This window comes from Desulfitobacterium sp. (genome assembly GCF_982384815.1).
Genome location: NZ_CEVWNY010000024.1, coordinates 1 through 12,904, shown reverse-complemented (window position 1 = coordinate 12,904; position 12,904 = coordinate 1). Strand labels below are relative to the sequence as shown.

Here is a 12,904-nt window from a genome sequence, read left to right as displayed (position 1 = left end):
TATGGATTTTAGTATTGATCAAGATTTAGAGCTAATTGTTAGAACGGTTAAGGATTTTGTAGATAATGAAGTTGATTTAGTTGCCCAGAAAATAGATGAAGAAGACCTGATTCCTGGGAACATTATCGAAACCTCAAAGGATATGGGGTTGTTTGGCTTAAGCATTCCTGAAGAATATGGCGGCACCGGGATGGATATGGTTAGTAAATGTTTAATATTTGAACAACTAGGCAGAACAGCGAATGGGTTCACGACCTTAATTGGCGCCCACAACGGTATCGGGACTGTTGGGATTGTTGAAATGGGCAATGAGGCACAAAAGAAGAAATACCTGCCTGATTTAGCGGCTGGGGATAAAATTGGTGCCTTTGCTTTGACTGAACCCGGAGCCGGTTCAGAAGCTTCGAATCTTAAGACAACCGCGGTGCGTAAGGGGGATAAGTACATCCTCAACGGAACAAAACACTTCATTACAAATGCAACTGAAGCCTCGGTATTTACTGTAATGGCAGCAACCGATAAGTCTATGGGGGCTAAAGGAATTACCTCCTTTATCGTGGAAAAAGACTTCCCCGGATTTAGCATTGGTACTGTAGAACGTAAGATGGGCTTAAGAGGATCACATACGGCAGAGATCATTTTTGAAGACTGCGAAGTTCCTGCGGAAAATATCTTGGGTCAGGAAGGTAAGGGATATGTCAATGCCCTAAAAATCTTAGCGAACGGCCGGGCAGGGATGGCAGCTAGAAATCTCGGTTCTATGCAGAAGTTGCTGGAACTTAGCACTATATACGCTCAACAAAGGGTACAGTTCGGTAAAATGATTGCTTCTTTCCAAGCTATTTCACATATGTTAGCCGATATGGAGGTCGATATTCAGGCGACGAGGGCACTAACCTATAAGGTAGCATGGATGGTTGATCAGGGAATGAAAGTAATTAAGGACGCCGCTACCGTAAAATACTTTGCATCCGAAGCCTATTGCCGTGTTGCGGATAAGGCGTTGCAAATTTTTGGCGGCATGGGATATATGAAGGATTTTCCACTCGAACGGTATTATCGCGATGCTCGGATTACCAGAATTTATGAAGGCACTTCCGAAATTCAAAAGAACATCATCAGTGCCCAGTTATTAAAAGAATATGAGTATATTCAATAGGAGGAGTGTATAAAAATGAATGTAAATAAAGTTGCTGTTATTGGTTCCGGAACAATGGGCAGAGGAATTGCACATGTTTGCGCTCTTGGTGGTTTTGACGTTAACATGCAGGATGTTAGTGAAGAGGTCTTGGCTAACGCCTTAAAAATAATTGAAGGTAATATGCAAAAGGGTGTTGAACGCGGTAAAGTAACACCCGAAGCAAAAGAAGCGGCTTTAGCTCATATCCATTGCGTAACCGACTTAAAAGAAGCAGTTAAAGATGTAGACTTAGTAATTGAGGCAGTACCCGAGATTACAGAATTAAAGTTGGAGATTTTTGCAAAGTTAGATTCCTTTTGTCCAGCTCACACAATTCTCGCCACCAATACCTCAGCGAAGAGCATCACAGAAATTGCCGCTGCTACAAAAAGGCCTGAGAAAGTTATTGGCCTCCACTTCTTCAACCCGGTACACATGATGAAATTGGTCGAAATTATCTGTGCTCTGGAAACATCAGCGGAAACCTATGAAATTTCGGCCGCTGCTTGCCATCAAATGGGTAAGGAAACGGTAAAGATCAATGAATATCCCGGTTTTGTTACATCGAGAATCAACGCCATGATCGGCAATGAAGCCTTCATTATGCTTGAGCAAGGACTTGGTACGCCGGAAGATATCGATAAAGCCATTAAACTCGGTTTAAATCATCCCATGGGGCCTTTTGAAATGGTTGATCTCATAGGATTAGATGTTCGCTTAAAGATTTTAGAGTATCTTCACCAAACGCTCGGCGAAAAGTATAAACCCGCTCCGCTAATGGTCAAGTATGTAAATGCCGGTCGTTTAGGACGTAAAGTTGGGAAAGGCGTTTACGACTATACAGATAAATAGGGGGTATGATCGTGGAATTCCAAAATCTTATCCTTGAGGTTGATCAAGGGATTGGGATAGTGACTATTAATCGCCCTGCCGTACGGAATGCCCTAGATCGGCAGACAGTTAGGGATATAGATGAAGTCATCAAATGGGTCGAAAATGAAGAGTCAATTCAGGTGGTCATCTTTACAGGCGGCGGAGAAAAGGCCTTTGTCGCCGGAGCCGATATAGCTGCCCTAAAAGAACGTACAATTTTAGAAACATATCTCAACGAAAATCAATTTGTCCTCAATCGTTTAGCATCAATGGAAAAAGTCACGATTGCAGCGATTAATGGTGTTGCCTTAGGCGGGGGATGTGAGCTTGCCTTAGCATGTGACCTGCGCATTGCAGCGGAAAATGCTAAACTTGGACAACCGGAACTAAATCTTGGAATTTTACCCGGAGCAGGTGGTACACAGCGCTTGACTCGCTTAGTAGGAATAGGAAAAGCCAAGGAACTTATTCTTACCGGCTCAATAATTGATGCCGCTGAGGCTTTGCGTATTGGGCTTGTAAATAAGGTTGTGGCAAGAGGAGAATCACTTAATGCGGCTAAGGACATGGCAAAATCGATTCTGCAAAAAGGCCCGCTCGCAGTTCGTTTTGCAAAAGCGGTCATCAACGCCGGCAGTAATACAGACCTAAATTCAGGCTTATATATGGAGAGACTTGCCCAGACAGTGGTGTTTGGGACAGAGGACCATAATGAGGGCCTGAGTGCCTTTTTAGAAAAAAGATCACCCAATTATATGGGAAGATAATAATAATCCTTAACCCCGTAGAGTAAGAGCTGAATATAAGGAGGAATCCACTTGAAGGATGTCGTAATTGTATCTGCAGCTCGTACCGCTGTAGGACGAATTGGAGGAGCACTTAAGGATATTTTGCCGGAGGATTTAGCTGCTTTTGTAATTAGAGAAGCTATAAAACGAACCGGTAAAGATATCGGTAACGATATAGAAGAAGTAATATTCGGCCATGGTAAGCAGAGTGCCGATAATCCAAATATTGCCCGTTTGAGCGCACTTAAAGCAGGGCTGGCTGTGGAAGTTCCGGGTTATACAGTGCACCGGCAGTGCGGGTCTGGACTTCAGGCTATTCTGAATGGTTCACACCAAATTGCTCTGGGGTTGAATAATATTCTAATCGCCGGTGGAGTCGAGTCGATGAGTACAGCACCCTACTATAGCCGTCAAATACGTTACGGTGCCAAAGCAGGAAATATTTTATTTCTTGACCCTAATACAGAAAGCCAGCCCCGTTCGCAACCTTCAGAAATCTACGGGGAGCTGACAATGGGGATGACGGCTGAGAATTTAGCGGTTAAATATAATATCAGCAGGCAAGAACAAGATGAATTTGCTTTACAGAGTCAAGAAAGAGCGTTTGCCGCAATTGAATCCGGTAAATTCAAGGATGAGATTGTTCCTTTTCCAGTACCTCAGCGCAAAGGGCAAGCCGCCTATTTTTCCGTCGATGAACATCCCCGAAGAACAACTATGGAAGCATTATCCGACTTAAAACCAGCTTTCAAACAGGATGGCACTGTAACCGCCGGAAATTCTTCCGGCCGCAATGATGGCGCGTCCGCGTTAGTCTTGATGTCCGCTGATAAAGCCCAAACTTTGGGAATTAAGCCTTTGGCCCGAATTGTTTCGGAAGGGGTTTCAGGTGTTTCGCCGGACCTTATGGGCATCGGCCCTGTAGAAGCTACTCGGCAGGCTTTGGCTAGAGCGGGCCTTACGCTGGATGATCTTGATCTAATTGAATTAAATGAGGCATTTGCTGCTCAATCTTTAGCTGTATTAAAGGAACTGGGTTTAGGTACCGATAAGGTTAATGTTAACGGGGGAGCTATCGCCCTCGGCCATCCTATTGGCAATTCGGGAACTCGTATAGTCGTTACCCTTTTACATGAGATAAAACGCCGTTATGCCCGGTATGGATTGGCAACCCTTTGCATTGCCGGAGGTCAAGGTCTGGCAATGATTATCGAGAATATTGAGTAATTATTTGTCTTTAAAAATGCTCCATAAACAAGGAGAGAAAAATGCCGTATATTGAAGTTCAAGGAAAAAATATTTATTACCAGCAAAAAAATATATATATGCCAGATAGACCAACCATCCTATTTGTGCATGGTGCTGGAGGAACCGGAGGCAGATGGGCAAATCAACTATCCGGTATCAAGGATTATCATCTGATAGCTCTCGATCTTCCTGGTCATGGACTTTCGAAAGGTGAAGCATTTAATTCCATACAGGCCTATAAAGAATGCATATGGGAATTTGTCCAAGCGATAGAACTGGAGTCTTTTGTCATAACCGGGCATTCCATGGGTGGCGCGATTGTAATGGAGTTCGCCTTAACCTATCCGGATTGTCTAAAAGGCTTGATAATTGTTGACAGCGGCGGGAGGTTGAGGGTGAACCCGGCAACACTAGAAAGTTTGTCTCGGGGAGAACATCCTCTAGAGAATATAAAATATAGTTATTCTCCTAAGACTGATCCAGCGATCTTGGAGCGGGCGGCCGCAGAAATGAAAACTGTCCCAACTCAGGTTTTATTGGCAGATTTTCAGGCCTGTAATAACTTTAATTTAATGGATAACGTTCAAAAAATTACTCTGCCTACTTTGGTTCTTTGCGGAGAGGAGGACCGAATGACGCCGATTAAGTATTCTGAATATCTTTCTCACCAAATGCCTCAGTCATTGCTCATTCGCATTCCAGATGCAGGCCATATGTCTATGATCGAACAACCGGAAGCAGTCAATAAGGCGATAATCGATTTCATGCATACTCTAACCTAAAGCATTTTGACGATACTTGTGCATACACGACACCAACAGCCAAAACGCACCCTAAAAGGGTGCGTTTTGTGGTTAAGTTTTAGTCTAGGTAATTAGACCGGGTCAGCCGTATCATCTCCACCTTGGAATCCGGTTTGACATTCTTATTGAGAAGTTGGTCATCATTCTTATCATAATCAAAAATCATGACTAAATCCTCTTCAAGTTGGTAAAAGCCTTCCAGAGGTCCGTCTCCATGTCTGCTTTCAAAAGACTTATATCTCTTACCATATTGTTGGGAAATCTTTTCGGCAGTGTCCCCTACTTTGATACCAAGATTAGTGGGAAAATCACCTGCTACCGTATCAATCTCAAGAACTTTACCTGAGTCCTTGCCGACAACAAATTTAATACCTTTAGTATACTCTCGACTGTACCAGGCTTCCGGAAAATGGCCGGGTTCTTCATAAAGAGTCTCTTTGTAATCTTTGCCCAAGATCTGTTCCACTTGGCTAAAGGGATCTCCCAGATGAATTTTCCCCAGACTTGCCCGCTGATCATCCTTGTTGTCTTGCTCATTTCCCGGAGTCGGCTGACCTTGGTCTGTGTTACCTGGTATATTCGTTTCTACTTGCTGACCCGGTTTATCCAGATTCATATTCTTATCTTGATTCTGGGTCCCACTCGCCCCGCATCCTGAGAGTAAGAGCACAGAAGCAAAAATAATGCATAATTTTTTCTTCAAACTTTTTCACCTCAAATACATCTTTCTAAAAGAGAGTATCCCCATTAAAAGTTTCTATTACTCTTTTCGATTAGGCAAAGTTACCAAATAATACTTCTATCCAGCCCACCGAATATTATTTACTCTTAGAACGCAACCCCTTTAGACCAACAACTCCGACACCAAGAACAGCCACAGCACCGATACCGTAGAGTAGTGCATTACTAGTTTTTTCGTTTCCGGCCTCAGCTCCTTTGCTATCCTCCGCGGAAGTAATGCTGATCTCCGCAGTTTTATCAACATCATCGGAAACCACATTAGCCTTAACCTCACCATCACTCTCCACATCTGAAGCAGGCAATTCAGCCCTTAAGAGAGCCGGCTCCGCCCTACCGATATCTGCGGCTAAAGTTGATGCGAGCTGCCCTTCAACCACTTTCACTTTTTCCTTGCCAAACATGCTGTAAAGGTATTCGGCACTTTGGTCACTATATGGCTGGATGCCAATCTCTACATAATCCTTCATCGGTCCCGTATGCGTCACGGAAAATCCTTGATCGGCAAACTCGCCCCGGTGTTGTTCAAATACAAATTGGTCAATTTGCTGTTGTAATTTAAGCAGGTCGGGATCGATTTCCTGACCGGGGTAAGCAGGACTTGAAACAGGCGCATCCGGAGCCACCATGATGCTGGCAACAGTTAATGAACTATCATTAGCCTTTTCCGCTATCAAACTATCACTTGCGTATACCGCACTTGCTGAACCAAGAGTTAAGCACACGCCGAGAATAAGTGTTTTTGCTAATTTAAACATTAAAAGTCCCCTCCGTTATGTGTTTTGAATCTGAGTAATAATTTAGACTGGATACCCATCTTGTTAGCTAACTGTCTTATTAGACGCAAGGGGATGTCTAATTCTGACGTTGTTTACTTTCCAACTTATGGGGCTACATTAGATAAACGGGACAAATGCTCCTGCAAAAACTATTGAATACCGTAACGCAATTCCTCCAACAAGAAGTGCAAGGGCACAAATCAACAAGATACCTTCTTTATGAGTATGAACAAATGTTTCGAGCAGCAAAGGCAGCAACAGCCCCACGCCAATAACTAACCCCCAAAACGGAAGTGCGAGAAATCCTTTGATAAGAAACGCGACACTACTTGCTGCCGCTCCACCTTCTAGATTTGAAAGATAAAGAATTAAGCTGAGCATGATTAGCTCACCAAGTATCAGACCAATATCGAGTTTAACAATTGAACTTAGGGTATGGGTAATTTGTTCCTTGTTAATTTTTTTAGTTACGATAAGGATAAGGAGTACAAAGCCAATTCCCGAGGATAGAGCTGAGGCCAAGAATAGTATCGGGAGAAGAATAGGGTTATTCCAGAACGGAATCGCTTTAACCACTCCTAACAAAAGCCCGGTGTAGGTTGCTGTTCCTATCGCCAGACAAAAACCTATCCAATCTAAGTAACCGGGTGAGTTCTTTTTGCGGTATAGATTTTGAATTATTTGCATCAAACCTAATACTAAGAATAGAGATAGGATAATCGTCCCAATCGAGATCATTGAGGAAAATGGTCTAAGTACGGCTAAGGGGGCCGCCAAAGGTCTTCCTAAATCAAGCAGTAAAAAGCCCGTTCCCACGGCAACGCAAGCAGGACCCCAGAAATACCCAATATTCTGTAGGGAGGTGTCTTTACGCAATAATTTATTCCCAATGGCAATCAGGTAAATCCCAGCTCCCGTCCCCGCCAAAAAGAGATACCAAACGACAAGATCATGCCACACTTGTTGAGGATGCATCAGCCGTCCACCCCTTCCGCTGTTTTATAATCAGGTATATAATACACGGTCGGACCGGTTCCCTGATCCTTTGCAAGCTGAAAGGTTTCATACTCACGTAAGAGGGTAGAGATTTTGCTTTGGGGATTATCTAAGTCCCCAAAAATTCGGGCACCCCCCGGACAGCTGACAGTACAGGCTGGATCTAATCCTTGGTCTACCCGTTCATAACAAAAATTACACTTCCCCGGAGTTCCCTTTAGATGTTGCTTATATCCTTGTTGCTCATAAGGTGTTAGACCATATTCGTGGAAATATCCTTCCGACTTCTTATTAAAGCTTCTTGCTTGATATGGACAAGCTACCACGCAGTACTGGCAGCCAATGCATATCTTCTGGTTTACCGTGACAATACCATCCGGGCGTTTAGCTGTCGCACCGGTAGGGCAGACCTGTAAGCAAGGGGGGTTTGAGCAATGATTGCATAGAACTGGGGTAAAGGACATCCGTGCCTCCGGATAATCTCCTTTTTCTTTTACAATTACCCGGTTCCAAGTCACTCCTTTGGGGGTTGCATGCTCAGCTTTACACGCCATAACGCAGGCGAAACAGCCGACACATCGTCTTAAGTCAATCAGCATTCCATAGCGAGCCATTATGTTTCCCTCCATTTACTTTGGCGTTATACCTTCCGGATTTTTACTTTAACATCTCGATCAAGGTTGATTTTCAAGGGGCTGAAAAGTTCTTCCGAAAGCTTGAGCAAGTCACCAAAGGCAGGACCTCGTTTAGTTTCAGGGTTAAAGTTAGACGCCCGAATCCCATAAGCGCCGGCAATGCCAAGGACTTCCTTATGAATAAGATGGGTGGTTTTCACTTTTCCCTCTATCTTTCCCCCCATAAAGGATTCAATCTCAATAATGTCCCCATCCTTCAAATCTCGTTCTTCGGCAGTAAGCGCATTGATCATTATATTTAGGGAGTAGGGATCTTGATCTTCAGTAAGTTCCATAAGCCAGCCGTTGCCAATATTACAGGCGAAATGATGCTGCATATTTTTATAATTGATGCAATAAAGGTCAAATTCCTGCGCAGCTTTATGTTCCGGATGGGGTTCCCAATATGGAAGAGGTGTAAACTGCTTTAAAACAGAGTCATTACCTGGCTTACGAACTATTCCTTTTCCCGCGAATTCCTTTGCCAACCGAATTCGATGAGAGGCGAATTCTTCAAGGTAAATGGGAAGTCTTGCTTGTGGGTATTTACTATAGCCATAGTAGTTTTTTATATCATATATATCATAAGCCGCAATTCCGTTCTTCTTAAACCAATCAAGATCGTATTGACCGCCGGTTTTTGCAAGACACATTAATTCCGTGACTTGCTCCCATGTATACGTCTTGGTCGTGTCAAGTTGGTAATCACCCTTTAACCCTAAGCTTGAGTTGAGCCGCGCCAGCACACCGTCTTTGCCTCTTAGAATACCTAATGCTTCACTCAGTTCAAGAATGATTTGATTGCCTTCTTTTGTATTATAAATTGGTTTTTCTAAAACCGGTTGCTGAAGAGCCCAACCGTAATTCCCCTTTTCTTGGAACACATCGGTGAAGGATGTTCTAGGGACATAACTACTTAATCCATAACGTTCCAGCCAACTGCTCTCAGGTAATAAAATATCGGCAAATTCAGTGGGCTCATCAAACTCATAAGAAATTGCAAACGTGAACGGAAAGCTCTTCATGATCGCATTGACACGTTCAAAGTCTCCCAGCAGGGATTGGGGATTTCCTCCCCACATTCCCAGAACCTCCGGAGTATAGTCGAATCCATGGGATTTGGGATCTGATAAGGTCAGCCAGGCTAAGCCTGTAGAAGATCCCGGTATTGGTGAGTGTTCAACCAAAGAAAGATGATCAGGATTCTTCTTAAGAGGAACATAGGCGAATTCCTCAGAAGTGGTAACCCCATCGACGGGATTGATTTTATAAGATGGTATCCCTGCACTTTTCGCCGAACCAGGAACTTCTGCCGCTCCCACGATAAGAGACAAAATTTTGGCGGCATGAACAACCATATAATTATCAACATGGCATTTTGAGCCTTGCTCGGATATTATCGCTACCGGCCGATACGGATAAGTCAGATCTCCTAAGGTTATGGTGTTTCCGATTTCGGCATGTTCGACCCATTCTTTTGCCAGGCGACGTACGGTAGCTGCTGAGATACCCGTAATTTCTGCTCCTTTTTCCGGTGTGTAATCTTTAACGTGCTCTTTTAGTGAACAAAAGGCAGTTCTACAGCTTTTCCCATCAACTGTAAACGTCCCATCCAGGGCCGGTTTTTGAACAGTTGGATCATCAAAGGCTTTTGCCTGTTGATCGGCAAGATCCCAGATAAGAGGTTTGCCAAGCTTTAAGCCGCGCACTTCGTCCTCATGCTGCTCGTCATTACGCAAGTATAAATTATCTTCTCCCACTAAGTACGGTGAATTGGTCCTTTTTAACAAGTACTCCTGGTCATAGGTTGCCAACTCATTAAGAATGACGTTTATCATCGACAACAAAAAATAACCTGTTGTTCCTGGCACAATCGGAACCCATTCATCCGTTTTTGCCAGAGACGGACTTAGAATAGGGGTAACGTTAACGACTTTGAGCCCCCGAATTCGGGCATCGACAAAGGCATTAACCTCTTCGCTGTTTCCTTTACCACCTTGTTGAGAGTTAGCGCCTAAATTAAGAAAGTATTTACAGTACAGTAAATCAGCCCTTGCCTGACCTGCACCATTTACAATCTTGTTGATAGGGCTGCTGGAACCACCACAACCAACTGAGGTTCCGGCGACAATAACATTGGGAGTGCCAAAAGCATCGGCAAAATCTTGTTCTGTATTCATATTTAAGCTCGCCGCATGTCCTGCCAGAAACACGAACTTGCGGGGGTCTTCCTCATGGACTTGCTTAAGCTTCTCGGAAATTGTCGAGATTGCTTCTTCCCAAGTGATCTGAACCCATTGGGGATCGATTCCTCTCCCCTTCTCCGGATTGGTTCGCTTCATAGGATTTTTGACACGATAAGGGTTGTAAAGAGTCAGCAAGGCTGCGGCTGATTTGGCACAATTTTGCCCTTGATTTGTCGGAGAAGCGGGATTCCCCTCGATTTTTACTGCCACGCCGTTGACGCGATGAACCAGCAGGTGACATCGGTTATCTGCCGCACAGGCTTTGCAGTGTGTCGGTATCCAGACATCCTCCGCTTCATTATTCGCAGCATCCGTAAAGATTTCATCTTCAGTAAGTCCAATACCAACTAAAGCCAGCGAGGCTGCGGCGGTGGATAATCCAAGGAATTGTCTTCGATTTACTTGCATTCTTTTCCCCCCGTTAAGCACTTGTTGTATTAATCACCGACTGCATTTCGGATGTTCAGGAAAAAGTTTACTCCCTCGGTTAGTAAAGGGAGTAAGGTGCTTTCATACATGGCTGCCCAAAGGTGCCGGCAGATTAACAATTACAGTTTTCTTCTTCCACCGCCGGTGCGCCTGGTTTAGCAGGAGAGTTTTTATCCGCCGGCTTTGCCGGTTCCTCGGGTTTTTGGGTCTCATCCGGCTTTTGCGTCCCTTCAGGCTTGGGGGTCTCAGTTGGTTTTTGTGCTTCTTCCGGTTTGGTTTCTGTTGCTTTATTAGTTTGGGAATTTTTCGGTACCTCGGAAGGTTGGCTGCCGCAACCGGTAAGCCCGAAAATTAAAGTGGCCGCTATAAATATAACAATTGCTTTTTGATTAAATCTCATCATGATTTCTTCTCCTCTTATTATATTTCAACTTGCTTAAGAGATTAGAGTGAAAACCGTATCTGTGTAGAGACACGGTTTCCACAGCCGTTAGCTTAACTTTTAGGCGCCTTTTTTCCTTGTCGCTTGTAACGCAATAATCGCTATAGCCACAACTGCGATTCCAATCGTCACACTGATAGGAACACCGGTGCTTTCACCAGCAGCAGGCGCAGGTGCCTCGGGAACCGTTGAAGGATTTGTTGCCGATAGTTTTTGAATTTGAGCCTGTTGTTCAGTGAGCAGATCAACCTGGTAACGGCTCACAAAATGTGCTACAGTACGGTTTTTTACATTGAGCATAAGGTCAATGTGTTTACCTTGAGCACGGTCGGCTAAGTTCGGCGTCTTATTTCCGTTTGCATCTTCAACATGCCATGCTTTGACAACTTGACCATCAAACTCGTCGATAACAACTTTGAAATATTCGTCCGGACCAACAAACACGTTGTTGGTTGCATCGAGTACGATCTCGTCTTTATTTTCGAGCATCAACTCGATGAGTAAAGAACAGGTGCTTCATGTATCGGGCCGGGAAATAAACCGTGGGTCACTAGCCCAGGTTCCCGGATTTTCAAATTTAACCAGATCTGTATAGCCTACCAGAGCAACTTTGCCATCTTTGAAGGGCTCGCGAAATGCATCAAGTTGAACTTGTACGGCATCATTTTCAGGTCTTACAACAAGAGTATTCCGCGTTATTTCATCTGCCGGCAAGTATTTCCGGTTATCTTTGGTTAAGGGGCCCAGTGTTTTTTTAGTAACTACCCCATCTTTCGAGGTTAATTCAACGGACGCTGAATCTTTAGTAATTTCAGTGATGGTAACCGTGTAATCGCCAAGTGTTGCTTTCTCCCCTTTTCCGAGTAGCATTTCAACAGCAGGCTTCTCAGTCAAGAGGGTGTAGACAATGGCTCCAGTTGCAAATTCTTTTACATGAGCCCCTTCGGCAGTTACATCACCAGAAATTAGATAGGATTGGCCACTGACGGCAACATTTGTACCGTAATATTCTACATGAAAATTCTGGCCGTCTTTTCCTGGGAAATATGTTCCTGTTGTTCTCCCTGTTCCGTCATTCAATACACCTTCAGTAATATTAAAGAGTTTAGCATTTGGAGACACCGGGAAATCTGATCCATAATAGTTGCCAGAAGGTTTTAAAATCTGGAATGTTGCTGCAGGTGCTTCAAAGCCATTTCCATCGATTCCGATACTAGATAGTTCAAGATGCTTTGACCCATCACCAAGTGGTACAGATTCACCTTTCTTAACATCAACATCGGCGACAACATCTAACTTAGTTGCGGTATCAACAATGGTATACTCTTTACCCAAAATAGTCATCTTGTGGCCTGTTAGCATCCTTGCCGTTCCAGTCCGCGTTGTGTAATAAAGCCCTGATTTAGGAATAATAATCTTGCCGTTTTCAATGTAACTTTGGCGAATTATTAAACCTTCTTGCATTCCCACATCTTTACCAAGTAAGTTTTTACTCGTTACATTTTTGAAGCCTTCGAGGCCAGTAACGAATGCTGCATCTTTAGCTGGTGCCTTTCTCAAGGCATCATCTGCTGCCAAAACCGGAGCGAAACTACTTGACAACATGAAAACGGTGGCAAGTGCTACTGCACAAGCCTTTTTTGTAAGCCTTTTCATTTATACACCCCTTTCTTATTTGATGAACGGACCAGGTAACCACAATTAATTC

General features: G+C 43.9%; 13 protein-coding genes. 5 read left to right on the top strand and 8 right to left on the bottom strand.

From position 1 onward, the window contains the following. Window position 1 precedes the first annotated feature (1 nt). The 5 genes from AC1U9U_RS05950 to AC1U9U_RS05930 are packed head-to-tail and all read left to right on the top strand — an operon-like array spanning window position 2 to window position 4,871. Window positions 2-1,159, top strand: coding sequence for an acyl-CoA dehydrogenase family protein (locus tag AC1U9U_RS05950; RefSeq protein WP_479959636.1), 1,158 nt, complete (start codon window positions 2-4; stop codon window positions 1,157-1,159). Window positions 1,160-1,174: 15 nt separating this feature from the next. Beyond that, window positions 1,175-2,032: a 3-hydroxyacyl-CoA dehydrogenase family protein gene (locus AC1U9U_RS05945; RefSeq protein ID WP_479959635.1), complete on the top strand. Its 858-nt coding sequence runs from the start codon at window positions 1,175-1,177 to the stop codon at window positions 2,030-2,032. Between the two features lie 11 nt (window positions 2,033-2,043). Then, complete coding sequence (locus AC1U9U_RS05940) at window positions 2,044-2,820, top strand: enoyl-CoA hydratase-related protein (RefSeq protein WP_479959634.1); 777 nt, start codon at window positions 2,044-2,046, stop codon at window positions 2,818-2,820. Window positions 2,821-2,871: 51 nt separating this feature from the next. Beyond that, window positions 2,872-4,068 carry a thiolase family protein gene (locus AC1U9U_RS05935; RefSeq protein ID WP_479959633.1) on the top strand — a complete coding sequence of 399 codons (1,197 nt, stop codon included), beginning with the start codon at window positions 2,872-2,874 and terminating at the stop codon, window positions 4,066-4,068. 41 nt (window positions 4,069-4,109) lie between these two features. Continuing rightward, entirely contained in the window at window positions 4,110-4,871 is a 762-nt protein-coding gene (locus AC1U9U_RS05930; protein WP_479959632.1) for an alpha/beta fold hydrolase, read from the top strand. Between the two features lie 79 nt (window positions 4,872-4,950). On the opposite strand, the gene AC1U9U_RS05925 is transcribed toward AC1U9U_RS05930, so the two are convergent. From AC1U9U_RS05925 to AC1U9U_RS05890, 8 genes are all read right to left on the bottom strand, one after another. Continuing rightward, entirely contained in the window at window positions 4,951-5,595 is a 645-nt protein-coding gene (locus AC1U9U_RS05925) for a hypothetical protein (RefSeq protein ID WP_479959631.1), read from the bottom strand. Between the two features lie 115 nt (window positions 5,596-5,710). Then, window positions 5,711-6,388, bottom strand: coding sequence for a hypothetical protein (locus tag AC1U9U_RS05920; RefSeq protein ID WP_479959630.1), 678 nt, complete (start codon window positions 6,386-6,388; stop codon window positions 5,711-5,713). 138 nt (window positions 6,389-6,526) lie between these two features. Next, entirely contained in the window at window positions 6,527-7,384 is an 858-nt protein-coding gene (gene nrfD / locus AC1U9U_RS05915) for an NrfD/PsrC family molybdoenzyme membrane anchor subunit (protein ID WP_479959629.1), read from the bottom strand. Then, entirely contained in the window at window positions 7,384-8,019 is a 636-nt protein-coding gene (gene dsrO / locus AC1U9U_RS05910; protein ID WP_479959628.1) for a sulfate reduction electron transfer complex DsrMKJOP subunit DsrO, read from the bottom strand. Before dsrO ends, nrfD begins: the two co-directional genes overlap by 1 nt. A 26-nt stretch (window positions 8,020-8,045) precedes the next feature. Further along, window positions 8,046-10,733, bottom strand: coding sequence for a molybdopterin-dependent oxidoreductase (locus AC1U9U_RS05905; protein WP_479959627.1), 2,688 nt, complete (start codon window positions 10,731-10,733; stop codon window positions 8,046-8,048). A 133-nt stretch (window positions 10,734-10,866) separates the two neighbouring features. Continuing rightward, window positions 10,867-11,157 (bottom strand): hypothetical protein, encoded by a 291-nt coding sequence (locus AC1U9U_RS05900; RefSeq protein ID WP_479959626.1) that lies wholly within the window; start codon window positions 11,155-11,157, stop codon window positions 10,867-10,869. 99 nt (window positions 11,158-11,256) lie between these two features. Next, window positions 11,257-11,685, bottom strand: coding sequence for a hypothetical protein (locus tag AC1U9U_RS05895; protein WP_479959625.1), 429 nt, complete (start codon window positions 11,683-11,685; stop codon window positions 11,257-11,259). A 27-nt stretch (window positions 11,686-11,712) separates the two neighbouring features. After that, complete coding sequence (locus tag AC1U9U_RS05890) at window positions 11,713-12,852, bottom strand: hypothetical protein (protein WP_479959624.1); 1,140 nt, start codon at window positions 12,850-12,852, stop codon at window positions 11,713-11,715. Window positions 12,853-12,904: the final 52 nt, after the last annotated feature.

Bases quoted from the DNA above. Each gene is read 5' to 3' on its own strand.
- AC1U9U_RS05950 (WP_479959636.1), top strand. From the start codon at position 2: ATGGATTTTAGTATTGATCAAGATTTAGAGCTAATTGTTAGAACGGTT.
- AC1U9U_RS05945 (WP_479959635.1), top strand. From the start codon at position 1,175: ATGAATGTAAATAAAGTTGCTGTTATTGGTTCCGGAACAATGGGCAGA.
- AC1U9U_RS05930 (WP_479959632.1), top strand. From the start codon at position 4,110: ATGCCGTATATTGAAGTTCAAGGAAAAAATATTTATTACCAGCAAAAA.
- AC1U9U_RS05920 (WP_479959630.1), bottom strand. From the start codon at position 6,388: ATGTTTAAATTAGCAAAAACACTTATTCTCGGCGTGTGCTTAACTCTT.
- nrfD (WP_479959629.1), bottom strand. From the start codon at position 7,384: ATGCATCCTCAACAAGTGTGGCATGATCTTGTCGTTTGGTATCTCTTT.
- dsrO (WP_479959628.1), bottom strand. From the start codon at position 8,019: ATGGCTCGCTATGGAATGCTGATTGACTTAAGACGATGTGTCGGCTGT.
- AC1U9U_RS05905 (WP_479959627.1), bottom strand. From the start codon at position 10,733: ATGCAAGTAAATCGAAGACAATTCCTTGGATTATCCACCGCCGCAGCC.
- AC1U9U_RS05900 (WP_479959626.1), bottom strand. From the start codon at position 11,157: ATGATGAGATTTAATCAAAAAGCAATTGTTATATTTATAGCGGCCACT.
- AC1U9U_RS05895 (WP_479959625.1), bottom strand. From the start codon at position 11,685: ATGCTCGAAAATAAAGACGAGATCGTACTCGATGCAACCAACAACGTG.
- AC1U9U_RS05890 (WP_479959624.1), bottom strand. From the start codon at position 12,852: ATGAAAAGGCTTACAAAAAAGGCTTGTGCAGTAGCACTTGCCACCGTT.